Source organism: Pseudomonas sp. NPDC089406, assembly GCF_044900265.1.
GTDB classification, from domain to species: Bacteria; Pseudomonadota; Gammaproteobacteria; order Pseudomonadales; family Pseudomonadaceae; genus Aquipseudomonas; species Aquipseudomonas fakonensis.
Genome location: NZ_JBJDNC010000048.1, coordinates 12,640 through 36,481, shown reverse-complemented (window position 1 = coordinate 36,481; position 23,842 = coordinate 12,640). Strand labels below are relative to the sequence as shown.

25 protein-coding genes and 1 riboswitch are annotated in these 23,842 nt (G+C 66.1%); of the genes, 10 read left to right on the top strand and 15 right to left on the bottom strand.

Annotated features, from left to right (window positions below; all coding sequences use genetic code 11):
• The first annotated feature begins 55 nt into the window (after nucleotides 1-55).
• From ACI2KK_RS25070 to ACI2KK_RS25055, 4 genes are all read left to right on the top strand, one after another.
• The gene (locus tag ACI2KK_RS25070; RefSeq protein ID WP_404671072.1) at nucleotides 56-1,159 is read left to right on the top strand and encodes an alpha/beta hydrolase; all 1,104 of its coding nucleotides are present in this window, start codon (nucleotides 56-58) and stop codon (nucleotides 1,157-1,159) included.
• Nucleotides 1,160-1,221: 62 nt separating this feature from the next.
• Nucleotides 1,222-1,363, top strand: a riboswitch (FMN riboswitch).
• A gap of 80 nt (nucleotides 1,364-1,443) precedes the next feature.
• Nucleotides 1,444-2,094 (top strand): 3,4-dihydroxy-2-butanone-4-phosphate synthase, encoded by a 651-nt coding sequence (ribB, locus tag ACI2KK_RS25065; protein ID WP_404671071.1) that lies wholly within the window; start codon nucleotides 1,444-1,446, stop codon nucleotides 2,092-2,094.
• Between the two features lie 319 nt (nucleotides 2,095-2,413).
• The gene (locus ACI2KK_RS25060) at nucleotides 2,414-3,676 is read left to right on the top strand and encodes a PAAR domain-containing protein (RefSeq protein WP_404671070.1); all 1,263 of its coding nucleotides are present in this window, start codon (nucleotides 2,414-2,416) and stop codon (nucleotides 3,674-3,676) included.
• A gap of 70 nt (nucleotides 3,677-3,746) precedes the next feature.
• A complete protein-coding gene (locus ACI2KK_RS25055; RefSeq protein WP_404671069.1) occupies nucleotides 3,747-4,232 on the top strand; it encodes a hypothetical protein in 486 nt (161 codons plus the stop codon).
• Nucleotides 4,233-4,563: 331 nt separating this feature from the next.
• On the opposite strand, the gene ACI2KK_RS25050 is transcribed toward ACI2KK_RS25055, so the two are convergent.
• The 3 genes from ACI2KK_RS25050 to ACI2KK_RS25040 are packed head-to-tail and all read right to left on the bottom strand — an operon-like array spanning nucleotide 4,564 to nucleotide 8,309.
• The gene (locus ACI2KK_RS25050; protein ID WP_404671068.1) at nucleotides 4,564-5,754 is read right to left on the bottom strand and encodes an SGNH/GDSL hydrolase family protein; all 1,191 of its coding nucleotides are present in this window, start codon (nucleotides 5,752-5,754) and stop codon (nucleotides 4,564-4,566) included.
• A gap of 1 nt (nucleotide 5,755) precedes the next feature.
• Nucleotides 5,756-6,919, bottom strand: a complete 1,164-nt coding sequence (locus tag ACI2KK_RS25045) for a DUF459 domain-containing protein (RefSeq protein ID WP_404671067.1) — start codon at nucleotides 6,917-6,919, stop codon at nucleotides 5,756-5,758.
• Nucleotides 6,906-8,309 carry an MBOAT family O-acyltransferase gene (locus ACI2KK_RS25040; protein WP_404671066.1) on the bottom strand — a complete coding sequence of 468 codons (1,404 nt, stop codon included), beginning with the start codon at nucleotides 8,307-8,309 and terminating at the stop codon, nucleotides 6,906-6,908. The genes ACI2KK_RS25045 and ACI2KK_RS25040 overlap by 14 nt, the downstream gene beginning before the upstream one ends.
• A 239-nt stretch (nucleotides 8,310-8,548) precedes the next feature.
• Between ACI2KK_RS25040 and ACI2KK_RS25035 the strand changes: the two genes are divergently transcribed.
• From ACI2KK_RS25035 to ACI2KK_RS25020, 4 genes are all read left to right on the top strand, one after another.
• On the top strand, nucleotides 8,549-8,791 hold the full coding sequence (locus ACI2KK_RS25035) for an exodeoxyribonuclease VII small subunit (RefSeq protein ID WP_404671065.1): 243 nt from the start codon (nucleotides 8,549-8,551) through the stop codon (nucleotides 8,789-8,791).
• The gene (gene ispA / locus ACI2KK_RS25030) at nucleotides 8,788-9,675 is read left to right on the top strand and encodes a (2E,6E)-farnesyl diphosphate synthase (RefSeq protein WP_404671064.1); all 888 of its coding nucleotides are present in this window, start codon (nucleotides 8,788-8,790) and stop codon (nucleotides 9,673-9,675) included. Before ACI2KK_RS25035 ends, ispA begins: the two co-directional genes overlap by 4 nt.
• Nucleotides 9,676-9,850: 175 nt before the next feature.
• Nucleotides 9,851-11,746, top strand: coding sequence for a 1-deoxy-D-xylulose-5-phosphate synthase (dxs, locus tag ACI2KK_RS25025; protein WP_404671063.1), 1,896 nt, complete (start codon nucleotides 9,851-9,853; stop codon nucleotides 11,744-11,746).
• Between the two features lie 80 nt (nucleotides 11,747-11,826).
• A complete protein-coding gene (locus ACI2KK_RS25020) occupies nucleotides 11,827-13,701 on the top strand; it encodes a TonB-dependent receptor plug domain-containing protein (protein ID WP_404671062.1) in 1,875 nt (624 codons plus the stop codon).
• On the opposite strand, the gene ACI2KK_RS25015 is transcribed toward ACI2KK_RS25020, so the two are convergent.
• The 12 genes from ACI2KK_RS25015 to nrdR form a co-directional block, all read right to left on the bottom strand.
• Nucleotides 13,679-14,485, bottom strand: coding sequence for a cobalamin-binding protein (locus tag ACI2KK_RS25015; protein ID WP_404671061.1), 807 nt, complete (start codon nucleotides 14,483-14,485; stop codon nucleotides 13,679-13,681). The two genes, ACI2KK_RS25020 and ACI2KK_RS25015, sit on opposite strands and share 23 nt — an antisense overlap.
• Entirely contained in the window at nucleotides 14,485-14,904 is a 420-nt protein-coding gene (locus tag ACI2KK_RS25010) for an MFS transporter (RefSeq protein WP_404671060.1), read from the bottom strand. The genes ACI2KK_RS25015 and ACI2KK_RS25010 overlap by 1 nt, the downstream gene beginning before the upstream one ends.
• Nucleotides 14,901-15,518: a GTP cyclohydrolase II gene (gene ribA, locus ACI2KK_RS25005; protein ID WP_217841572.1), complete on the bottom strand. Its 618-nt coding sequence runs from the start codon at nucleotides 15,516-15,518 to the stop codon at nucleotides 14,901-14,903. Before ribA ends, ACI2KK_RS25010 begins: the two co-directional genes overlap by 4 nt.
• 374 nt (nucleotides 15,519-15,892) lie before the next feature.
• On the bottom strand, nucleotides 15,893-16,636 hold the full coding sequence (locus ACI2KK_RS25000) for a substrate-binding periplasmic protein (RefSeq protein ID WP_404671059.1): 744 nt from the start codon (nucleotides 16,634-16,636) through the stop codon (nucleotides 15,893-15,895).
• Between the two features lie 16 nt (nucleotides 16,637-16,652).
• Nucleotides 16,653-17,156 carry a phosphatidylglycerophosphatase A gene (locus tag ACI2KK_RS24995; RefSeq protein WP_404671058.1) on the bottom strand — a complete coding sequence of 168 codons (504 nt, stop codon included), beginning with the start codon at nucleotides 17,154-17,156 and terminating at the stop codon, nucleotides 16,653-16,655.
• The gene (thiL, locus tag ACI2KK_RS24990) at nucleotides 17,153-18,109 is read right to left on the bottom strand and encodes a thiamine-phosphate kinase (protein ID WP_404671057.1); all 957 of its coding nucleotides are present in this window, start codon (nucleotides 18,107-18,109) and stop codon (nucleotides 17,153-17,155) included. Before thiL ends, ACI2KK_RS24995 begins: the two co-directional genes overlap by 4 nt.
• Nucleotides 18,110-18,127: 18 nt before the next feature.
• Entirely contained in the window at nucleotides 18,128-18,628 is a 501-nt protein-coding gene (gene nusB, locus ACI2KK_RS24985) for a transcription antitermination factor NusB (protein WP_404671056.1), read from the bottom strand.
• On the bottom strand, nucleotides 18,625-19,101 hold the full coding sequence (gene ribE, locus ACI2KK_RS24980; RefSeq protein WP_217841567.1) for a 6,7-dimethyl-8-ribityllumazine synthase: 477 nt from the start codon (nucleotides 19,099-19,101) through the stop codon (nucleotides 18,625-18,627). Before ribE ends, nusB begins: the two co-directional genes overlap by 4 nt.
• A gap of 91 nt (nucleotides 19,102-19,192) precedes the next feature.
• Complete coding sequence (ribBA, locus tag ACI2KK_RS24975; RefSeq protein ID WP_404671055.1) at nucleotides 19,193-20,284, bottom strand: bifunctional 3,4-dihydroxy-2-butanone-4-phosphate synthase/GTP cyclohydrolase II; 1,092 nt, start codon at nucleotides 20,282-20,284, stop codon at nucleotides 19,193-19,195.
• An 18-nt stretch (nucleotides 20,285-20,302) separates the two neighbouring features.
• Nucleotides 20,303-20,968 carry a riboflavin synthase gene (locus tag ACI2KK_RS24970; protein ID WP_217887535.1) on the bottom strand — a complete coding sequence of 222 codons (666 nt, stop codon included), beginning with the start codon at nucleotides 20,966-20,968 and terminating at the stop codon, nucleotides 20,303-20,305.
• A gap of 42 nt (nucleotides 20,969-21,010) precedes the next feature.
• Nucleotides 21,011-22,138 (bottom strand): bifunctional diaminohydroxyphosphoribosylaminopyrimidine deaminase/5-amino-6-(5-phosphoribosylamino)uracil reductase RibD, encoded by a 1,128-nt coding sequence (gene ribD / locus ACI2KK_RS24965; protein WP_404671054.1) that lies wholly within the window; start codon nucleotides 22,136-22,138, stop codon nucleotides 21,011-21,013.
• Nucleotides 22,139-22,140: 2 nt separating this feature from the next.
• Complete coding sequence (nrdR, locus tag ACI2KK_RS24960) at nucleotides 22,141-22,605, bottom strand: transcriptional regulator NrdR (protein WP_009685710.1); 465 nt, start codon at nucleotides 22,603-22,605, stop codon at nucleotides 22,141-22,143.
• 106 nt (nucleotides 22,606-22,711) lie between these two features.
• On the opposite strand from nrdR, the gene ACI2KK_RS24955 reads away from it, so the two are divergent.
• Complete coding sequence (locus ACI2KK_RS24955) at nucleotides 22,712-23,164, top strand: YbaY family lipoprotein (RefSeq protein ID WP_404671053.1); 453 nt, start codon at nucleotides 22,712-22,714, stop codon at nucleotides 23,162-23,164.
• Entirely contained in the window at nucleotides 23,165-23,824 is a 660-nt protein-coding gene (locus ACI2KK_RS24950; protein WP_404671052.1) for a class I SAM-dependent methyltransferase, read from the top strand.
• Nucleotides 23,825-23,842 lie beyond the last annotated feature (18 nt).

Genomic DNA, 23,842 nt, shown 5'->3' with positions numbered 1-23,842 from the left:
CCGCTCCCGCTTCGGCCAACGATGGCCGGACATCACCGAAAAAGGACTCTCGGACATGTCGCTCATGACCGCTGCGCCTCTGCGCACCCTCGGCCTGCTGGCCGCCCTCTTCGCCCCGCTGGCCCTGGCCGACGAAACCGACACCGGCAAAGACGCCGACAAGGCCCGCGCCGAAGCCATCAGCGAAGGCCGCTGGCAAGGCCTGGGCAGCATGGCCGACCTGTACCTCAACGGCGCCACCCCGGCCGAATTCCTCGAAGCCGGCGACGAGGAAAAGAGCAAACACCACAACTACGCCGGCGCCGCGGCCTTCTACCTCACCGCTGCCCGCCTCGACCCGGCCAATGCCTTCGCCTCCTACCAGGCTGCCGCCGCCCTGTCGGCCCTGGACAGCCCCGAGTTCGCCGTCGACTACCTCGACCAGGCCCGCGAGCGCGGCTTCTGGCAGGTGCTGATCATGAAGGAGGACTACGAGCTGGTGCAGATGCGCAAGTACCCGCAGTACCACAAACTGCTCGAGGCCGCCGAGAAGAACTACGTCAAGCACGCCAAGGATGCAGGCCTTGCCGCGTTCAGCATCCCCAAGGGCAAGGCCCCGGCTGGCGGCTGGCCGGTGCTGGTGTGGCTGTCGGGCTACGGCACCGAAGGCAGCAGCGGTACCGACATGCGCGCCGAACTGGTGGGTGACAAAGCCGTGCTGGTGGCACTGAACGGTACCCTCAAGCGCAATGACCACAGTTTCATGTGGGAGCCGCGCTCGGTGGAGCCGACCGCCAAGGCCATCGACGCCGCCCTGAAAAAACTGGCCAGCAGTACCCCCATCGACCGCAGCAAAGTTGCCCTGATGGGCTTCTCCCAGGGCGCACAGCATGCCGCCCACCTGCTGGCCAGCTACCCGCAGCAGTACAGCGGCGCCCTGATCGTGTCCCCCGGCGGCTTCGACATGCCGTTCACCGAGCACCAGGCCAGGGGCAAGCGCGTGGTGGTGCTGCACGGCGCCCAGGAAGGCAAGGGCAACCTGGCGATGGCCAGCGCCACCGAGCAGGCCTTCGCCGAGGGCAACCAGGTGCAGAGCCATGAACACGCCGAAGGCCACACCTTCCAGGAAGACTGGGAAAGCGCCTACCCAGGCTATGTGCGTTTCGCGCTCGGGATCTGAGGCTGCGACTTAGGTCGCACACGCCAGGCTTGCCCCGTTGATGGCATTCCGGGGTATGCTTGCGCGGTCTTCAGGGCGGGGTGAAAGTCCCCACCGGCGGTAAATCGAAAGATGAGCCCGCGAGCGCCCCGGCCATGCCGGGGGTCAGCAGATCTGGTGCGACTCCAGAGCCGACGGTCATAGTCCGGATGAAAGAAGGCGTTTGGCAGGGGCCGTCTGGGCGCCCCTGCGCGCGCATTTTGTTCGCCCCGAGACGTTCATCGATCATTCACGAGGAGCGTTTCATGCCTACCCCGTTCAACTCGCAATACCCCAACGTCACTGCCGCCATCGCCGCCTTCAAGGCCGGGCGCCCGGTGCTGCTGCTCGACGACGACGACCGCGAGGACGAAGCCGATATCGTCGCCGCCGCCGAGAACCTCTCGCTTGAAAGCATGGCCATGATGATCCGCGATTGCAGCGGCATCGTCTGCCTGTGCCTGGACGAAGCCACGGTCGACGCCCTGCAACTGGCGCCGATGGTGCAGAACAACCAGGCCCGCCATGGCACCGGTTTCACCGTCACCATCGAAGCCGCCGAAGGCGTAACTACCGGCGTGTCGGCCCGCGACCGCATCACCACCATCGAGGCGGCGCTGCGCTCCACCGCCGAGCAGCGCCACATCGTCAGCCCCGGGCATGTGTTCCCGCTACGCGCCCGCGACGGCGGCGTGCTGGCCCGCCGCGGCCACACCGAAGGCTCGGTGGACCTGGCGCGCCTGGCCGGCCTGCGCCCGGCGGCGGTGCTGTGCGAACTGATGAACCCCGACGGCAGCATGGCCCGGGGCGAAGAAGTGGCGGTGTATGCCCGGCAGTACAACCTGCCGGTGCTGACCATCGAGGAACTGGCGCGCTATCGCCAGGCGCAGGAGGCGCTGCAGGCAGAGCCGGCCTGAGCCCCTCAGGGGCCGCTACGCGGCCCTATCACAGGCTGCCGCCAGCATGCACGGTGATCATGTCGCTATTGATCTTGTGGGTACTGGCGAAGCCTGCGGTAAGGTTTGCAAGCTGATACCCAATATTTCAATCTCAAAGACGCTTCAGAACCTTCCTACGTATCTATCGGAAATGGCCGTGTTGTAGCGGAAATCCCCCCAGGGATACCGTCTTCGCTCGCCCTTTCAGGCGCAGAGCACAGCCGCTCGGCACGCTGATCAGGAGCCCGTCCGCGGCTTGGCCGTGGCCCTTTCCGATACTTCGATACCAAGGAACGGCATGATCCCTATCGCTCGGCTTGGCGACCTGCACGCCTGCCCCATCCCCGGCCACGGCACCTCGCCCATCGTCTCGGCCGCACCCAACACACTGGTCAACTCGCTGGGTATCGCCCGCGTCGGCGATGTCTGTGGCTGCGGCGCGGTCATCACCGCAGGCTTCCCCAGCATCACGGTCGAATACCGGCCAATGGCCTACCTGGGCGCCCCAACCAGCCACGGCGGCAGCATCGTCAGCGGCAGCCCGAACGTCTTCGGCGGCGTGCAGTTCGCGGGTGGTGCAACCCAGGCGATCATCGACTTCGCCAAGCTCGGCGCGATTCTCCCGGATGGTTCGGTGGATGACGCGCGCCTGGCCGAACTGCTGGCCGACCCGGACCTGCAGCACCGCGCCTTGTTGGCCGGGGCCTTGGTGAACCCGGGCGGCACCGCCTCGGCGACGCCATTGACGCCTGAGTTGATCGCCGTCGCCGGCAGCCAGCACGACGAGGGCTCGGGCAACAAGATGATGTTCATCGCCCAAGCGGTGCGTGAGCTGGCCGAGTTCAGGCGCAGCAAGCCTGACACTGCGCGGACGCTGATCGTGTTCACGCCGTCGTACAACGAAAAGATGCTCTACGCAGCAGGTGAATCTGCCGACGCTTACGGTGCTGAGCTGGTTAAAGTCAGCACCCTTCAAGAGCTGGTCGATTACCTGAACCGAGGCAAGGATCGGACCCAGTCCCCCATCGAGCATCTGTCGCTGTTCAGCCATGGCGTCCCGCATCGGATCGCCTTCGGTTACCAGTTAACCAGCGACTACAACATGGCGCTCAATGTGTTGAACTACGAACAGATCTCGCCCCAGGCGTTCGCACGTTCGGCGCAGATCGACAGCTACGCGTGTCGGACCGGGATGGGCAATCGTTCGGAGTTTCCGATCGAGGATGGCATCCAGTTCTTTCCACAGACCAACCAGAGCCTGGCGCAGTTGCTGGCCGATCATTTACGCGTCAAGGTGCGTGCCTACATTCGTCGGTCGGACTACAAGAACACCTGGGGGTCGTTCGAGGAGCGTCAATTGGGTAAGTTGTGTGGGCTGAGCGATAACGCAGCACCCGGAGAAGCATGGTGCAAAAAATGGAAGCGCCTGGCAGCGGAACGTGACTTGAATGATGCCAGCCACGATTATACGTATCAGACGATGGGGGCCATCCATTCTGTGATGTCGGGCGATACACCGATTGGCGTACCTGGGGGGTACTTTGAGTTTCTACCGAAATAAAGGCTTCTGGTTTTTCCTGATAGTCGCATCTCCCCTGATACTGCTTGCAGTCAACCATGGAGTAAAGCTCATGACGAGCGTGTATAAAAAAGACCGCGGCAACGGTGTAGTTATCTACGCCGATGAATATGTAAAGAGTGGTCAGTGGGTTTACGACTGCAAATATTCACGCTTGATCAGCCGGCGGCCGCTGCCCGCTCCAATTGCAGATTTGGAACAGGCCAATCAGCTTACGATCGGCGATATTTATCTGGATGCTTCAGAACAAGAACTGGCGAAAGCTGCAATCAGGGCTGCGACTGCGAAGCAAGACTGGTACAAGCATCTGCGCTACTTGTACTCAGTACTTGGCGAGAGCAGTACGGTGAGCGCTCATCTATTTGACTTGCTGACAGAGCATGAAGGACGCACGTGGGCTTTGAGGGTGGTACAGCAGGTCCTGTATGGCGGTGAATACAATTTCATGGTCGATGCCGAGCCGTACAATCCTGAGACTTACGTGGACTACGCAAAAGCCCTTCAAGCCGCTGCCAGAAGTTGCCCCGTTCCCCAGTAAAACACCCATCCAGCGCCAAGAATACCTGGGCGAGCGTGTGGCGCTGTTGGCGAAGGATTTGCGCTACCCTTCCTCAGGACTCAGTGAAAGCAGTGAACTCCGCATCCTCGAATTCGACCTGATGGCACATCACGCAGATAAAACTTGGGCGCTCAGGGTAATGCAATACATTGAATATGATGGAACATCCAGTTTTAGCATCCGGGCCCTCTACTACGACCCGCGCACCTACATGGATTGCGCGAAAAGTTTGCAGGCAGCCCTGAAAAGCTGCCCTACCCCCCAGTGAAGCAATGCGTCGCGAGCAGGCTCTGCACCCTGACTTGGCCCCTCAACGCAACCCCAACGGCCCCTTCAGGTACTCATACAACCCCGCCGCACTCTTGCGATAACCATCGGCGGTCAGATGCACCAGGTCCGGCCGCGCCAACCCGCTGGCCTGCCAGCCGGCGATCGAGCAAGGCCCGCCCATGAACCCCTGCCAGTCCCAGAACAGCGCCTTGTGCTTTTGCGCCACCTGCTTCTGGATGCGAATCACCGAGGCCAGCGGCTGCGGCTGGCGCGCCGCACAGGTGCGCGCCTTGCGCTGCTTGATCGAGTCCGGCGGGCCCACCAGCAGAATTGCCGTGCGCGGCAGGTCCTGGCGCAGGCGCGTCAGGGTGGCGTCCAGTTGCGACTGGTACAGGGCCAGGTCGAGCTTGTCGTCGAACGCCTCGTTGGTGCCGTAGGCGAGGATCACCAGGTCCGGCTTGACCGCCTTCAGGCTGTCCTGCCAGCCGGGCTGCCACTTGTCCACCACTTCCAGGCGCGCGCCATTGATGCCCAGGGTCGAATAGGTTACCCCGGCGTTTTTCTGCCCCTGGATGTACCAGCCGCCCAAGGCGATGCCACGGCCACCTTCGACGCTCAACTGCACCGGCAGGCTGACATTGGCGAACGCCGGGCTGAAGCGCCACTGGCCGTTGCTGATGGCCAGCGGGCGGCGCTGGCCACCGTTGACCAGCAACGCGGCATTGCTGGTGGACTGGTACAGGGCCGAAATCTTGTAGCGCTGGCGGTCTTCATCACGTGCCTGCAACACCACGCTTGAGCGGTTGGCCTGGGGCAACGACAGGTAGCCGCCCAGGGGGAACTGGCTGCTCTGCTGGTTGCGCGCCGACACCAGCTCCCACTGGCGCTTCTCGCTCTTGATGATCACCCGGTCGTTGCGGATGCCCGGCACCGGCGAAGCCGGCACCAGGCCGATGCCACCATCGCCGTAGCGGGCCTGCAGCAGGCGGCGCAGCTCGCCGCTGAACAGGTCGGCGGCGGTGTGCGAGTCGCCCAGTTGAACGATGGCCACCGGTGCGCGGTTGGCATTGCGCAGCTTGCCGGCCAGCACGGCCAGGTTGCCGTCCTGGTTGGCGGCGGGCGCGGGCGCCTTGCGCGCCGCAGGCTGGGCAGCAGCGCTGGTGGCGCCGGTGCTGCACCCGGCGGCGCTGATCAGCAGGGCCAGGCCCAGCAGGTGATGCCATTGGCGCATCTCAATGTCCTGTAACGGTCAGGCCCGGGAAGCTGATCAGCGACATGACCTGTTCGGCGATCAGCTTCTGGCCCGTGATGGTGAAATGAATGCCGTCGTCGACCCGCACCTTGACCCGTTTGCCCTCAGGCGTCTGCATCGTGTACGAGAAGGCCTCGTCGGCATAGCCGAGGATCGGGTTGGCCGAAACAAAGTGCTGGCCGTACAGCGCGGTCTGCTCCTGGTACAGGCCGCTCAGGTAATTCATGGCCGCAGACAGCCGCGTCTTCTCCATGTTCGGCGGGCCGACCCACAGCACCTGCACGTTGTGCGCCCGGGCCTGCTCGAGGATCGAGTCGATACGCGCGCGGTAGGCCAACTCCCAGTCCGGCGACTTGAAGCGCAGGAACGGCTTGCCCTTGCCCTGGGGCATGTCCCAGGGGTCGTTGGGGCCGAGGAACACCACCATCAGGCGGATGTTCGGTTCGTGCTGCAAGGTATCGGCCACAGTCTTCGGCCAGTTGAAGAAGCCCGGGTAGGCAAGGCCGGTGCTCTGCTTGCTCAGGTTGACGGTGCGGATCTGGTAGCGCTTGCGCAGGCTGTTGGCCAGGTGCGGGGCCACCCCCTGCATCAGCGAGTCGCCGACCAGAAACACTTCATCGCCCGAAGCCAGCGCGGCCACCGTGCCCGGCTGCAGCGCCACAGGCTGCGCCGGCGGGGTCACAACCACAGGCTGCACGGGCTCGGCATGTACAGGTGCGGGCGGCGCAACATGAGCCGGTACCGGCACAGGCTCTACGGCATGTACCGGCTCGACCACCGCGACCACCGGCAACGGTTTGGCCAGCGCGGCCGGGGTTTCCAGGTTGACCGTGACCACTGGCGCGGGCTCCGGCAGCACTTGCGGTGCCGGAGCGCTGGCCAGCAGCGGCGCCTGGCGCAGGCGCTCGACAAAGCTGTCACGGCCCTCTTCCAGGGCCAGGGTCAGCTGCGCGCCGTAGCGCCAGGCCGGCAGTTGCCCGAGCAGCGGGATCTCGCAGCCCTGGTGGTATTTCTGCTGGCAGTAGAGCTTGATCGAGTCCTGGTTCGGCCAGAACAGCAGCGCAGTGGTCACCACGATGGCGTACAGCGCACGCAACGCCCCCAGCTGTACCTGGAACAGCTGTTTGCTATCAGAAGCTTGCATAGATGAACCCCGGCACACCCGATTGCGAAGCGAAGATCACCAGCGACACGCCGATCCCCAGCGGGATCGGGTACAACTGCCACGGCAATCGCTGGCTGGCGGCAAAGCCCTGGCGCAGCAGCACCAGCCACTGCGGGTAACTGGCCACGAACAGCACGCAGGCCAGCAGCATCAGGCCGGTGCTGCTGTTCAGGCCGGCCAGGCTCAGCTCGGCGATGTCACCGAGCATCTCCAGGGCGCCATCGAGGGTGGAGCTGCGGAAGAAAATCCAGGCAAAGGCCACGTAGTGGAAGGTCATCAAGCGCGCCAGCAGGCCGGCACCGGGCATGCGTGCAAAGCCTGGCAGCAGCTGCGCGAACAGCTTGGAGATGGCCAGGCCCACGCCGTGCAGCGCACCCCAGATGATGAAGTTCAGGCTCGCCCCGTGCCACAGGCCGGACACCAGCATCGCCAGCAGCATGTTCAGGTTGCCGCGCCATACGCCCTGGCGATTGCCGCCTAGCGGGATGTACACATAATCACGGATGAACCGCGACAGGCTGATGTGCCAGCGCCCCCAGAATTCCTTGAGGTTGTGCGCAGCATAAGGCGCGTTGAAGTTCTCCGGCAGGCGGAACCCCAGCAACAGGGCGATGCCGGTGACCAGGTTGGTGTAGCCGCTGAAGTTGAAATAGATCAGGAAGCTGTAGCCGTACACGCTCAGCAGCACCTGCTCGGGCGTGTAGCCGCCCGGGGTGTCGAACACCGGGTCGACCCACTCGCTGCCCAGCCAGGCACTGAGGAAGAACAATTTCACCACCGCCAGTGCGATCAGCCCCATCGCCCGCTGCGGCTCCAGCACCTGGCGCAAACCCTCGGGGCGGATCTGCGGCAGCATGTGCAGCGCGCGGTTCACCGGGCCCGCCACCAGGCTTGGGAAGAATGCCAGGTACAGCGCCAGGTCCAGCGGGCCAACCGGTTTCAGCTCACCGCGGTTGATCGACACCAGGTAGCTGACCGAGTGGAAGGCGTAGAACGACAGGCCGATGGGCACCAGCACTTCCAGCAGCGGCAACGAAACATTTAGCCCGGCCGCCGCCAGGGCGTTCTGCGCCCCCTCGACGAAGAACACCTGGTACTTGAACACGTAGAAGCAGCCCAGCACCAGGGTCAGCAGCAACCCGCTGATGAACCAACGCCCCGGGTAGCGCCCGGCCAGCAGCCCGAGCAGGTACACCAGCGCGCTGTAGCCCAGCAGGATGCACAGCGATTGCAGGCTGAAGCTGGCCACCAGGGCGTAGCTGGCCGCCAGCAACAGCAGGTTCTGCAGCCGCGCACTCCAGCACAGGCTCCAGTAAAGAATGAAGAACAGCGTGAAGCAGAGGCCGAATTCGATCGAAAGGAAGCTCACAACGTAGTCCGTTACGTGACATCGAGGGGGGGGTGAAGCCTGCCGGCACGGGGTCCGCAGGCGCAAGCGCGCGGATTATGGCAGAGGGCCCACACCCCCACAATCGCAACACAGCAACATTTGCAAGCCAGCGCTCACGCCTCAAATGCAACAAAATAAGACGAAAGCCGCGCTGATTTGCTCCCCCTGCCCCGCTCTGCTAGTGTCGCGCCGTTCTGAACGCCACCGAGACAGTCGCCATGGCCCGCAAAAAAACCTCCATCGATTTCGAACAATCCCTCGCCGACCTGCAAGCCCTGGTCGAGCGCCTGGAGAACGGCGAACTGTCGCTGGAAGACTCGCTGGCTGCCTTCGAGCAGGGCATCGCCCTGACCCGCGATTGCCAGGGCGCCCTGGCCCAGGCCGAGCAGAAGGTGCAAATTTTGCTGGAGCGTGACGGTGAACTGGCTGCCCAGCCATTCGACGCGGAGCCCGAGGCATGATCAGCGCGTACCAGGCCAACTGCCAGGCACGGGTCGACGCCGCCCTCGAGCCGCTGTTCCAGGCGCCGTCCAAAGAGCTCGAACGGCTTTACGCCGCCATGCGCTACAGCGTGATGAACGGCGGCAAGCGGGTGCGCCCGCTGCTCGCCTACGCCGCCTGCGAAGCCCTGGGCGCGCCGGCCGAGCAAGCCAACGGCGCCGCCTGCGCGGTAGAGCTGATCCACGCCTACTCGCTGGTGCACGACGACCTGCCGGCGATGGACGACGACGACCTGCGCCGCGGCCAGCCGACCACCCACAAGGCCTTTGACGAAGCCTGCGCCATTCTGGCCGGCGACGGCCTGCAGAGCCTGGCCTTCAGCGCCCTGCTCGACCCACGCCTGAGCCCGCAGCCGGACGCCCTGCGCCTGACCATGGTCCAGGCCCTGGCCAAGGCCGCAGGCCCTGCCGGCATGGTCGGCGGCCAGGCCATCGACCTGGGCTCGGTGGGCCTGAAGCTCGACCAGAAGGCCCTCGAATTCATGCACCGGCACAAGACCGGCGCGCTGATCGAGGCCAGCGTGCGCCTGGGCGCCCTGGCCAGTGGCCGCGCCGAGCAGGCCCAGCTGGACGCCCTGCAGACTTATGCACAGGCCATCGGCCTGGCGTTCCAGGTGCAGGACGACATTCTCGACGTGGAAAGCGATACCGCCACCCTGGGTAAACGCCAGGGCGCCGACATTGCCCGCGACAAACCGACCTACCCGGCGCTGCTCGGGCTGGATGCGGCCAAGGCCTACGCAATCGAGCTGCGCGACCAGGCGCTGGCGGTGTTGCAGGGCTTTGGCGAGCACGCCGAACCGCTGCGGGCACTGGCCCGGTATATCGTCGAACGCCGCCATTAAGCCTAGACGCCCCACCCTGTGGGAGCGGGTTTACCCGCGAATGCGATGTTGCAGCAGCCACCGCATTCGCGGGTAAACCCGCTCCTACAGGGTAGGTAACAACCCTGCGTGAATGGGCAGCTTTTCCCACAATGGGGTAAACTGCCGCGTCTTCAAACCTATAACGACTCGCCTGATGCCCACGACGTTTCAAGAGATCCCCCGCGAACGCCCGGTCACGCCGTTGCTGGACCGCGCCGATACGCCAGCCGGCCTGCGCCGCCTGGCTGAAGCCGACCTGGAGACCCTGGCTGACGAGCTGCGCCAGGAGCTGCTCTATACCGTTGGTCAGACCGGTGGGCATTTTGGTGCAGGCCTGGGCGTCATCGAGCTGACGATTGCCCTGCACTACGTGTTCGACACCCCGGATGACCGGCTGGTGTGGGACGTCGGCCACCAGGCCTACCCGCACAAGATCCTCACCGGGCGCCGCGAGCGCATGCTCAGCCTGCGCCAGAAGGACGGCATCGCCGCCTTCCCGCGGCGCAGCGAGAGCGAGTACGACACCTTCGGCGTCGGCCATTCCAGTACCTCGATCAGCGCAGCGCTGGGCATGGCCATTGCCGCCCGCCTGCAGAACGAGGCGCGCAAGTCGATCGCCGTGATCGGCGACGGCGCGCTGACCGCCGGCATGGCCTTCGAAGCGCTGAACCACGCGCAGGAAGTCAATGCCGACATGCTGGTCATTCTCAATGACAACGACATGTCGATCTCGCGCAACGTCGGCGGGCTTTCCAACTACCTGGCCAAAATCCTTTCCAGCCGCACCTACGCGAGCATGCGCGAAGGCAGCAAGAAAGTGCTGTCGCGCCTGCCCGGCGCCTGGGAAATCGCCCGCCGCACCGAAGAGTACGCCAAGGGCATGCTGGTGCCCGGCACCCTGTTCGAAGAACTGGGCTGGAACTACATCGGCCCGATCGACGGCCACGACCTGCCGACGCTGATCGCCACCCTGCGCAACATGCGTGACCTCAAGGGCCCGCAGTTCCTGCACGTGGTCACCAAGAAGGGCAAGGGCTTCGCCCCGGCCGAGGTCGACCCGATCGGCTACCACGCCATCACCAAGCTGGAGCCGGCCGACAAGCCGGTGGCACCGAAAAAAGCCAGCGGGCCGAAGTACGCCTCGGTGTTCGGCCAGTGGCTGTGCGACATGGCCGCCGCCGATAACCGCCTGGTGGGCATCACCCCGGCGATGAAGGAAGGCTCGGACCTGATCGAATTCAGCGAGCGCTACCCCGAACGTTACTTCGATGTGGCCATCGCCGAGCAGCATGCGGTGACCCTCGCCGCAGGCATGGCCTGCGAAGGCGCCAAGCCGGTGGTGGCGATCTACTCCACCTTCCTGCAGCGCGCCTATGACCAGCTGATCCACGACGTGGCGGTGCAGGACCTGGACGTGTTGTTCGCCATCGACCGCGCAGGCCTGGTGGGCGAAGACGGCCCGACCCACGCCGGCGCCTACGACCTGTCGTACCTGCGCTGCATCCCCGGCATGCTGGTGATGACCCCGAGCGACGAAAACGAGCTGCGCAAGATGCTCAGCACCGGCCACCTCTACAAGGGCCCGGCGGCCGTGCGCTACCCGCGCGGCACCGGCCCCAACGCACCGATCAGCGGCGACCTCGAGCCGCTGGAAATCGGCAAGGGCGTGGTACGCCGCCAGGGCAGCAAGGTCGCCCTGCTGGTGTTCGGCGTGCAACTGGCCGAAGCGCTGCAGGTGGCCGAGAAGCTCGACGCCACGGTGGTCGACATGCGCTTCGTCAAGCCGCTGGACGAAGCCCTGGTGCTGGAAATGGCCGCCAGCCATGACCTGCTGGTGACCATCGAAGAGAACGCCATCATGGGCGGCGCCGGTGCTGCGGTGGGCGAGTTCCTCGCCCGCGAGGCGGTGACCAAGCCACTGCTGCACCTGGGCCTGCCGGATATCTACGTCGAGCACGCCAAACCTGCGCAGATGCTCGCCGAGTGCGGGCTGGATGCGGCGGGTATCGAGGCTGCGGTCCAGGCGCGTATCGCCAAGCTCGGCCTGTAAGGCCCTATCGCCGGCAAGCCGGCTCCTACACAGGACACCCTGTAGGAGCCAGCTTGCCGGCGATTGCTTTTGGAGCCCCAATGAAGCAATCAGCCCTTGCCACCCTGCTCTGCCTCCCCGCCACCCTGCTGGCCGCCGAGCGCGACGACGCCCTCAAGCTCCCCGACGTACTGATCAGCGCCAACCGCCAGGTGGAATCGCGCAGCAGCACCAGCGCCGCCAACAGCGTGTTCACCCGCAGCGATATCGACCGTCTGCAACCGTCCAGCGTCAGCGACCTGCTGACCCGCGTGCCGGGTGTACAAGTGGCGCCTACCGGCGGGCGCGGCAGCCTGCCCGGGATCTTCATCCGCGGCACCAAGGCCGCCCAGGCGCTGGTGCTGGTGGACGGCGTGCGCATCGCCAATACCACCTCCGGCGACAGCGGCCTGCAGTTTATCGACATCGACCAGATCGAACGGGTGGAGGTGCTGCGCGGCTCACGCTCGGCCATCTACGGCAGCGACGCCATTGGCGGGGTAATCCAGATCTTCACCCGCCGCGGCAACGGCCAGAACCTGCAGGCACGCCTGCGCCTGGCCACCGGCAGCAACCAGACCTTCCAGCGTAGCCTGGGGCTCTCCGGGGGCCAGGGCGGCACCCGTTTCAACCTGGGCGCCAGCCTGGACGAAACCGCCGGCATCGATTCCACCGGCCCGTCCTATGCCAGCGACGGCGACCATGACGCCTACCGCAACCGTTCGCTGAACCTGAGCCTGAGCCACGTGTTCGACGAGCGCTTCGAAGCCGGCCTGAACCTGCTCGACAGCCGTGGGCGCAGCGAATACGACAACCCCTACGGGCGGCTCGACAGCAACACCTGGCAAAGTTATCCACAAGCGCCCTATACCGACTTCAGCGTCAGCAGCCTGGGCACCTGGTTCGATGCCCAGCTCAACGACACCTGGCATTCGCGGCTGGAGCTGGGCCACAGCGAAAACCGCGACGACAAGCGCGACAAGCTCAGCGCTGAACGCTTCGTCTACAACACCTACCGCGACCAGCTGACCTGGCAGAACGAACTGGCCCTCGATGAGCGCAACCAGCTGATGCTGGGGGGCGACTGGTATCAGGACCGCTACCACGGCAGCGCCAACTTCGCCGAAAACAGCCGCTGGAACCGCGCCGCCTTCGCCCAGCACCGCTTCAGCGGCGAAGGCTTTGCCACGGAATTAGGCCTGCGCCAGGACCACAACCAGCAGTACGGCAGCCAGACCACCTGGAACGCCGGCCTGAGCGTGCCGCTGACGCCTCGCGATGATGTGTTGCTGTCCTACAGCGAGGGCTTTCGCGCGCCGACCTTCAACGACCTGTACGACGTGCAATACGGCAACCCGAGCCTGCGCCCGGAGCATTCGAAAAGCTACGAGCTGCAATGGCGCAGCCAGCTGGGCGACAGCAGCCGGCTGGAGGCCTCGCTGTACCGCACCGAGCTGCGCGACGCCATCAACTACGATGCCAGCCGCAACCGCCCGGGCAATATCGACGCCGCGCGCATCGACGGCCTTGAACTGGCCCTGACCCAGACCTGGGCCGGCTGGACCTCGCAACTGGGCCTGGCGCTCATCGACCCGCGCGACCGCAACAGCGGCCACACCCTCGCCCGCCGCGCCCGACGTACCCTGAGCCTGGACCTTGACCGCACGATCGGGCAGTTCAACCTGGGGGCGAGCTGGCAGGCCGTCAGCAGCAGCTACAACGATGAAGCCAACAACGCGCCACTGGGCGGTTACGGCCTGTTCGGCCTGCGTGGCGGCTGGGCGATGAACGATGAGCTGCGCCTGGACCTCAAGCTCGACAACCTGCTGGACAAAGGCTACAGCCGCACGCTGTACAGCTATCAGGGCAGCAACTACGGCTACCGCGAAGAGGGCCGCACCTGGCTGCTGAGCCTTACCTGGACACCGGCACTGTAGCGTCGAGCAACGCGCACAGCCGCGCAGTGGCTTCGATCATCTGCCCGCTGGGCCGCTCCAGGCCCTTGTCCGGCACCACCAGCAAGGCGTTGCCAGCCACTGCGCTGAGCTGCGGCCAGCGACGCCAGGCCGCCAGCTGCGCCGGGTCACCTGCCAGGATCACCTGCGGGTCGCGCAGCAGCACCGACTCCACACTCACCTGCGGCGCCGGCAGGGCCTGGTCGTCGAACACGTTGCGCGCACCACACACGCGCAAGGCGTCACTGACCACCTGCTGCCCACCGAGGGTGTACAGCGGTTTGTCCCACACCTGGTAGAACACCCGCAGCGGCGTCGCCCGCTGGTAGCGTGCGCGTAGTTCGGCAAGCTGCTGGCGCAGGCCGGCGGTGTAGTGCCGGCCCTGCTCCTCGCGCCCCAGGCGCTGGGCAATGGCGTCGATCTGCCCGATCAGCTGGTCGAGGTTGCCCGGCTCGGCGGTGAAGGTGGCGATGCCCAGGCGCCGCAGTTGGTCACGCTGGGCCGGCGCCACGCTGCCGGGCCAGAGCAGCAGCAAGTCGGGCTTGAGGCTGAGCAGGCGTTCCATGTCGAGCTGGCCGTGGCGCCCGACACTGGGCAGGCCCTGCAACTGCTCCGGGCGCTCGCCGCCGTCGAGCAGGCCCACCAGCAGGTCGCCGGCGTCCAACTCCAGAACGATTTCAGTCATCGACGGCGCCAGGCTGACCACCCGGGGCGCAGCCTGGGCGGCGGTGCAGCAGAGCAGCAGGAGGGCCAGCAGCGCCCGCATCAGCCGAGCTGGCGCGGGATGCGGTAGAGATAAAGCAGCACCGCGGTGGACAGTGCCAGAAGGATTTGCGCAATCGCTTCAAGCCCCACCAGCACCGACAGCGCCGCTACCCATGCGGGGAGGCAGGCGAACAGCATGGCCATGCGCCGTACCCGCGCCAGGGTGATCCACGCGCCAGGCTCCTCGGCACTGCCCAACGCCTTGTCGGTGGCGATCAGTGCACGCTTGTAGGCGCCGAAACGCGGCAGGCTGAGGAACATGGTGGCGGCGCCGGCAATGAACAGCGGCATGGCCAGCACCGGGATCAGCGGGTCACCGCCGCCAAAGGCCCAGGCCATTACCGGCAGCGGTACCAGGCCAACGGCCAGGTACTGCCACCAGGCCAGGGCCAGCCGGCGCTTCACCTCGCCCCGGGTCAAGCCTGCGGGACCTCGCCCTGGTGCTTGTTGCCCATCATGTGGCCGAGCTTGTCGGCCTTGGTGGCCAGGTACAGGCGGTTGTGCGGGTTGTGCCCGGTATGTAGCGGCACGCGCTCGGCAACCTTGATGTTCATGTCGGTCAGTGCCTTGACCTTGCGCGGGTTGTTGGTCATCAGGCGCAGCGCGCTGACGCCCAGGTGCTCGAGCATCGGCAGGCACATGGCGTAGTCGCGCTGGTCGGCGGCAAAGCCCAGGCGCTCGTTGGCCTCGACGGTGTCGGCGCCGCCGTCCTGCAGCTCGTAGGCGCGGATCTTGTTCAGAAGGCCAATGCCACGGCCTTCCTGGCGCAGGTACAGCAGCACGCCACGGCCTTCGCGGGCGATGGCCTGCAGCGCGGCTTCCAGTTGCGAGCCGCAGTCACAGCGCTGGCTGAACAGGGCATCGCCGGTCAGGCACTCGGAGTGCAGGCGCCCCAGCACCGGCTCGCCGTCGCCGATATCACCCAGGCTGAGCACCACGTGCTCGCGGCCAGTGGCTTCGTCGAGGAAGCCATGCATGGTGAAGATCGCAAAGGGAGTCGGGAGTTTGGAGGCGGCGACAAAGACGACGGGCACGTTGTGCTCCTGGTGATAGACATTTCAGATCGGCCGATTGTATCAGCAGCCCGGCGCAGGTGCGCAGGCTGAATACCGTGGATCAAGATCGAAAAGTTCGATGCTTATGGGGAACGCGCGGTGCAGGCACCTGGGGCCAACTGCCCTGCAGATTTTCTGGACGCTGGCGCAGCCGGTGTTCGCCTGTGCAGGCCCTATCGCCGGCAAGCCGGCTCCTACAGGTGCAGCGCAGGCCTGAAGCTTATGCAATCCCTGTGGGAGCGGCTTTAGCCGCGAAGCAGGCAACGCAGGGGATGGCACCGGCTTCGCCGGTGTTCGCGGCTAAAGCCGCTCCTACAGGGTCCGCGTCAACATGAGGAAAGTACCAGCCGGCGTCAATGGGGCTGGCTGTCGGCGGTGAACGGGTATGGCTGCTTCCAGTGTTCGAAAATCGGCTTCAGCTCGCCGCTGCGTACCAGCACCTGCATGCGCTGGTCGAATACATCGCGCAGGGCCTTGCCGCGCTCGCTGCGGGAAAACGCCAGGTACAGCGGCAGCTCGGCGACGTGGGTCTTGCGAAAACGCTCGGGGTCGGGCGCCTGGCCGACCACGTAGTCGATCTCGGTGAGGGCGTCGATGTAGAAGTCCACCCGGTCGTGCTCGAGCATCGGCAGGATGCCTTCGCGGCGCTGCACTTCGCGGAAGTTGCGCACATTGGGCAGGTAGCTGGCGTAGTCGTAGCCGCGCACCCAGGCCAGGCGGTAACGGCCCAGGGTTTCGAGGGTCGGCACCGGCTCGCTGGCAAGACCCAGGGCATAGATGTGGTCCAGGTCGAAGTGCCAGCGCGGGTAGAGGTTGTCGTCGTTCTCTTCCTTGTACGAGCCAACCCAGGCATCGGCCTCGTCACGCTTGACCAGCCCGACGGCGCGGCTGTACGGCGCGCTCTGCGTGCGTACCTTGACCCCGGCCGGCTCGAACACCTTGCGCAGTACATCCCAGGCCAACCCGGTGCCGTCGGCGTTGGTGTAGTCGAGCCAGGCCTCGCTGACCAGGCGCACCTGGGTCGGCGCGGTCTGGGCCATGGCGCCCTGCCCCGCAACCATCAGCATCAATGCCAGCAACAGCGTCCTTGCACCCATCAGCGAACTCCCCGTCTCAGGCCACGGCCCACACCAGCACCTGCATGCCCAGCCAGGCGAACACGCCAGCCAGGATATCGTCGAGCATGATGCCGAAGCCACCATGCACATGGCGGTCGACCCAGCGGATCGGCCAGGGCTTGAGGATGTCGAAGAAGCGGAACATCAAGAAGCCCGCCAGCAGCCACTGCCAGCCTTCCGGCACCAGCCACAGGGTGATCCACATGCCGACCATCTCGTCCCAGACGATGCCTTCGTGGTCGTGCACGCGCAAGTCGTTGGCCACCTTGCCGCACAGCCATACGCCGAACACCATGGTCACGCCCAGCAGCAGCCAGTAACCCCAGTCGGGCAGCATCTGCCACAGCGGGATGAACGGCAGCGCCACCAGCGAGCCCCAGGTACCCGGCGCCTTGGGCAGGGTGCCGGAGCCGAAGCCGAAGGCGAGGAAGTGCCACGGGTTGCGCCAGACCGAAGGCGGAACGAACTCCGCAGGCACCTGGTTGGGGTGGTCGGTCACGGTGACTCCCTGAAATGTTGATAGCCCCGCTGCTGCGGGGTGATGTCCTGGCCCTGCGCATCGAGCAGGGTCACGCCCTGGCCCTCGCACACGCGGCCGATCACATGCACGGTCTCGGCCAGGCCAGACAGTGCGGCGGCTGGCGCGGTGAACGCCAGTACGTAGTCGTCGCCACCGGTGAGCGCTGCGTGCAGCGCCGCCTCGCGGCCGAGAAAGGCCTGCAGTGCGGCAGACACCGGTACCTGCGCCTGGTTCACCTGCAGCGCCACCCCCGAAGCCTTGGCGATATGCCCGCAATCGGCCAGCAGGCCGTCGGAAATATCCAGCGCCGCCGTGGCCCGGCCGCGCAACTGCGCGCCCAGGCGCAGCTGCGGCAGCGGCGCCCAGTAGTGCTCCAGCAGCGGCGTGGCCAGCTCAGCAGGGGCTTCACGCTCGCCCAGCACCAGCGGCAAGGCGCCAGCAGCATTACCCAGCGGGCCACCCACACACAGCAGGTCGCCCGGCCGCGCGCCGCTACGGCGCAGAGCCTGGCCGGCCGGCACGCGGCCGAACACGGTGACGGTGATGCTCAAAGGGCCGCGGGTGGTGTCGCCGCCGATCAGGCTGATGGCACAACGCCGGGCCATGCGGCCGAGGCCGTCGGCAAAACCTGCGAGCCAGTCGCGGCCGACATCCGGCAGGGTGAGCGCGAGGGTGAAACCGATGGCCGTGGCGCCCATGGCCGCCAGGTCGCTGACCGCCACGGCCAGCGCGCGCTGGCCGAGCAGCAGGGGGTCGCAAACTGCGGGGAAATGCACACCGGCCACTAGGGTGTCGGTGGAAATCGCCAGCTGTTCGCCGGCGGGGAGGTCCAGCAGGGCGCAGTCGTCGCCGATACCCAGGGCCACACCTTCGCCGCCCTGCGCACAGGGCGCGGCGGCGAAGTAATGGCTGATCAGCTCGAACTCACCCATGGCTCGTCAGCGCCGCAATCAGCGCTTGTTCGCCTTGACTTCCGCTTCGCGCAGGCGCGGCGCCAGCTTGTCCAGCACGCCGTTGACGAACTTGTGGCCGTCGGTGGCGCCAAACACTTTGGCCAGCTCCACACCTTCGTTGATGACCACGCGGTACGGTACGTCAGCGCGCATCATGAACTCCCAGGTGGACAGGCGCAGCACGGCCAGTTCGACCGGGTCGAGCTCATCCAGCGGGGTGTCCAGGCAAGGCTTGAGGGCCTCGTCGATTTCGCCCCTTTTCGCCGGGACCCCGTGCAGGATCTCGCGGAAGTAGGCACCGTCGACATCGGTGAAATCGTTATCGACCCGGAACTGCGCCTCGACCTCGTTCAGCGAGTGCTTGGCCATGTGCCACTGGTAGAGCGCTTGGGTCGCGAGCTTGCGGGCTTCGCGACGCTTGGCGCTCTTCGACGGCTTGCCAGCATCCGCAGGTTTTGGATCGCGCGGGTTGAAACGATCGCTTTCGTCGCTAATCACTTGGCCTCCAACTGCGCCAGCAGGCTGACCATTTCCAGGGCGGACAGGGCTGCTTCACCGCCTTTGTTGCCAGCCTTGGTGCCGGAACGCTCGATGGCTTGCTCGATGGAATCGACGGTCAGTACGCCGAAGGCCACCGGTACACCGAACTCCATGGACACCTGGGCCAGGCCCTTGGTGCATTCGCCCGCCACGTATTCGAAGTGCGGGGTACCGCCACGGATCACTGCGCCCAGGGCGATGATCGCGTCATATTCACCCTTTTGCGCGACTTTCTGCGCAACCAGCGGGATTTCGAACGCGCCCGGGGCACGAATGATGGTGATCTCGCTTTCGCTGACACCGTGGCGAACCAGGGTGTCGACGGCGCCGCTGACCAGGCTTTCGACGACGAAGCTGTTGAAGCGGCCAACCACCAAAGCATAGCGACCTTTGGGGGCGATGAAGGTACCTTCGATGGTCTTCAGGGTCATTCCGATGTTCTCATCTTCAAGAGCGAGGCCGCGCTGTGGCGGCCTCGGGAGGGTTTGGACTCGAGCTTGAGGGCGACAAAGACGCTTCAAGTCACTCGGAGGGCACGTATTCTACAACTTCCAGATCGAATCCGGATATCGCATTGAACTTCATCGGCGAACTCATCAGGCGCATCTTGCGCACGCCGAGGTCGCGCAGGATCTGCGAACCGGCACCGACGGTGCTGTAGGTGGTCGGCGCCTTGGTGGGCGCATCGCCTGCGCTTTCGCGGATGTGTGCCAGCAGCACGTCACCGTCCAGCGGGTGGCCCAGCAGCAGCACCACGCCGCTGCCGGCTTCGGCGACCGCAGCCATGGCCGCGCGCAGGCTCCAGCGGCCCGGTTGCTTGACCAGCAGCAGGTCGCGCAGCGGGTCCATGTTGTGCACGCGCACCAGGGTCGGCTCTTCGGCGCAGATCTTGCCGAGCGTGAGCGCCATGTGCACGTCGCCTTCGACCGCGTCACGGTAGGTGACCAGGTTGAACTCGCCCAGCTCGCTCTCCACCGGCTGCTCGGAGACGCGCTGCACGGTGCGTTCGTGGATCATGCGGTAGTGGATCAGGTCGGCGATGGTGCCGATCTTGAGGTTGTGCTGGGCGGCGAACACTTCCAGCTCGGCGCGGCGCGACATGGTGCCGTCGTCGTTCATCACCTCGCAGATCACGCCGCTGGGTTCGAAACCGGCCATGCGCGCCAGGTCGCAGGCAGCTTCGGTGTGGCCGGCGCGGGCCAGGGTACCGCCGGGCTGGGCCATCAGCGGGAAGATGTGGCCGGGGCTGACGATGTCTTCGGCCTTGGCGTCCTTGGCGGCGGCAGCCTGCACGGTGCGCGCGCGGTCGGCGGCGGAGATGCCGGTGGTGACGCCTTCGGCGGCTTCGATCGACACGGTGAACTTGGTGCCGAAGCCCGAGCCGTTGCGCGGCGCCATCAGCGGCAGCTTGAGCGTTTCGCAGCGCTCGCGGGTCATCGGCATGCAAATCAGGCCACGGGCGTGCTTGGCCATGAAGTTGATGTGCTCAGGCAGGCAGCATTCGGCTGCCATGATGATGTCGCCTTCGTTCTCGCGGTCTTCGTCATCCATCAGGATGACCATTTTGCCCTGGCGGATGTCTTCGACCAGTTCTTCGATGCTGTTGAGCGCCACGCGGCACCCCCTTCTCAATCAGGATTTCAAGAAGCCGTTGGCGGCCAGGAAGCTTTCGGTAATGCCACTGCCCTTGCTCGGCTCGGCGGCCTTGTCGCCCAGCAGCAAACGCTCCAGGTAACGGGCCAGCAGGTCGACCTCAAGGTTTACCCGACGCCCGGGGCGGTAGTCGGCCATGATGGTTTCGGACAGGGTGTGCGGGACGATGGTCAGCTCGAACTCGGCGCCATCGACTTCGTTGACCGTCAGGCTGGTGCCGTCGACGGTGATCGAGCCCTTGTGGGCGATGTACTTGGCCAGCTCTTTCGGGGCGCGCACGCGGAACTGGATGGCGCGGGCGTTATCGGCGCGCGAGACGATCTCGCCGACGCCGTCGACGTGGCCGCTGACCAGGTGGCCGCCCAGGCGGGTGGTGGGGGTCAGGGCTTTTTCCAGGTTGACCCGGCTGCCGCTCTTGAGCTCGACCATGGCGGTGCGCTTGAGGGTTTCGACGCTGACGTCGGCCCAGAAGCCGTCGCCGGGCAGCTCGACGGCGGTCAGGCACACGCCGTTGACCGCGATGCTGTCACCGAGCTTGACGTCGCCCAGGTCGAGCTTGCCGGTTTCGACGTACAGGCGCACGTCGCCGCCCTTGGGGGTCATGCTGCGGATGGTGCCGATGGATTCGATGATGCCGGTGAACATGCTGTTCTCCTCAAGTACGGGCTGCGCGGGGCAAGCCGGGCATTATACGCCGGGCGCCGGCAGGGGGATGGCTGTGACTCGCCAGTCATCGCCGACTGCGCGCATTTCGGTAATTTTCAGCCGCGGCGCTTCGCTCATGTGCGCCAGCGGCCAGTCCAGCAACGGGCGGGCAGCGGAGCCGAGGAAGGTGCCGGCGACGAACAGCTGGAACTCGTCGACCAGGCCCTGGCGAGCGAAGGCACCGACCAGGCCGGCGCCGGCCTCCAGCAGAATTTCGTTGACGCCGCGCTCGGCGAGCACCGCCAGCAGCCTGGCCAGGTCGACCTGGCCGTTTGCGCCTGGCAGCACCAGCAACTCATGGCCTGCGGCGGCATAACGCGGGTCATCCCCTGCCGCAGTGACCACCAGCGCGGGACCTGCCTGGAAGAACGGCGCCTGCAGCGACAGGCGCAGGCGCCCGTCCACCAGCACCCGCAGTGGCGGGCGTGACAGGGCCAGAGCAGTGGTGTCGGCGTCCAGGCCAAGCTCGCTGCCGCGCACGGTCATGCGGGCGTTGTCCTGCAGCACGCTGGCGGCGCTGGTCAGCACCACGCTGGAGCGGGCGCGCAGGCGCTGCACCGCCGAGCGGGCGGCGGGGCCGGTGATCCACTGGCTTTCGCCACTGGCCATGGCGGTGCGCCCGTCCAGGCTCATGGCCAGCTTGGCCCGCACATAAGGCAAGCCGTGTTCCATGCGTTTGAGAAAGCCCGGGTTGAGGGCGCGGGCTTCGGCTTCGAGCACACCACTGGCCACCTCGATGCCGGCCTGCTGCAGGCGGCGCAGGCCGTTGCCGGCCACCTGCGGGTTTGGGTCCTGCATCGCGGCCACCACCCGCGCCACCCCGGCCTTGACCAGCGCCTCGGCGCACGGCGGCGTGCGGCCATGGTGGCTGCAGGGCTCGAGGGTGACGTAGGCGCAGGCGCCGCGGGCAAGCTCGCCGGCCTGGCGCAGGGCGTGGACCTCGGCGTGGGGTTCGCCGGCACGCACGTGCCAGCCTTCGCCGACCACCTCGCCGTCACGCACGATCACGCAGCCTACGCGCGGGTTGGGGTGGGTGGTGTAGAGGCCCTTGCGGGCCAGTTCCACGGCCCGGGCCATGTAGTGGGCGTCGAGGATGGCGGCTTGGCTCATGCTTACTCTTTGGCTGGCTCGCGGGCCAGGCGGTCGATTTCTTCGCGGAACTCGTCAAGGTCCTGGAAGCGCCGGTACACCGAAGCGAAGCGGATGTAGGCGACTTCATCGAGCTTGCGCAGCTCGGCCATGACCATTTCACCCACCACCAGCGACTTCACCTCGCGCTCGCCGGTGGCGCGCAGGCGGCTTTTGATATGCGCCAGCGCCGCCTCCAGCCGCTCGACGCTGACCGGGCGCTTTTCCAGCGCGCGCTGCATGCCGGCACGCAGTTTGTCTTCGTCGAAGGGCTGGCGGGTGCCGTCCTGCTTGATCAGCCGGGGCAGGACCAGTTCGGCGGTTTCGAAGGTGGTGAAGCGCTCGCCGCAGGCGACGCACTCACGGCGGCGGCGCACCTGTTCGCCCTCGGCGACCAGACGCGAGTCGATGACCTTGGTGTCGTTGGCACCGCAAAACGGACAGTGCATGGTGGCAGGCAACAAAAAAAGGGAGGGCCATGGTAGCGCATTGCACTGGCAAGACAAGCCAAAGGGGTTAACATCCATGGGAAATCTGCCCGCGAAGGACTACCCCATGCAACCTCGAGCGCTCCTCGTGCTGTGCTGCGCCGCCTTGCTCGCCGCCTGCGGCAGCGACCGCCCCAAGCCCGAAGCGGCGCCCGCGCCCAAAGCATCGCCGGTCGCGAAAAAGGCCGAACCGCTGGGTCCGCTGCCGGCCTACCAGCGTGAACTCAGCGGCACCCTGCTGGAGGTGCCGGCCGGCGCCAGCGTGGAGCTTGCGCTGCTGGTGATCGACGAACGCGGCCGCCCGCAGCAGTTGCTGGCCAGCGGCACCCTGACCGGCACCGGCCAGGCCCTGCCCTACCAGTTGCGCTTCAACCCCGAGGCCTTCCCGGCCGGCGCCCGGGTCGAGTTGCGCGGCCGTGCCAGCCAGTCCGGCCAGCTGATCATGCACCTGCCGGCGCAACGTATCGCCCAGCCACAAACCCAGGCCACCGGCCCGCTGCGCTTCGAAAAGGCCCCGTAAATGCCAGTGCAAGCCCTGCAACAGGCCCTGAGCGGCCTGATCGGCGAAGCGCGGCTGACCGTCAGCGAACTGCCTGAATGCGAGCTCAAGCTGTGGCTGATCGATGAAAACAACATGGACCGCGCCTTCAGCAGCGAAGAAACCCGGCGCATTCTTGAAGAGCCGCCCTACTGGAGCTTCTGCTGGGCCAGCGGCCTGGCCATGGCCCGCTACCTGGCGCAGCACCCCGAATGGGTGCGCGGCAAGCGCGTGCTGGACTTCGGCGCAGGCTCCGGCATCGCCGGTATCGCCGCAGCCCGGGCCGGTGCGCTGGAGGTGGTGGCCTGCGACCTCGACCCGCTGGCATTGGAGGCCTGCCGCGCCAATGCCGCGCTGAACGAGGTGGTGCTGAACTACAGCAGCGACTTTTTTGCCGAGGCCGACCGCTTCGACCTGATTCTGGTAGCCGACGTGCTTTACGACCGCGCCAACCTGCCGCTGCTCGACCACTTTCTCAGCCGCGCACGCCAGGCGCTGGTGGCCGACTCGCGGGTGCGCGACTTCAACCACCCGCTGTACCGCTCGCTGGGGGTGCTCGACGCATTGACCCTGCCAGACCTGGCCGAGCCCCACGAATTCCGCCGGGTCAGCCTGTACCACGCCAGTCGCGAGCCTTTATAGTGGTGCCATTCACGGTTT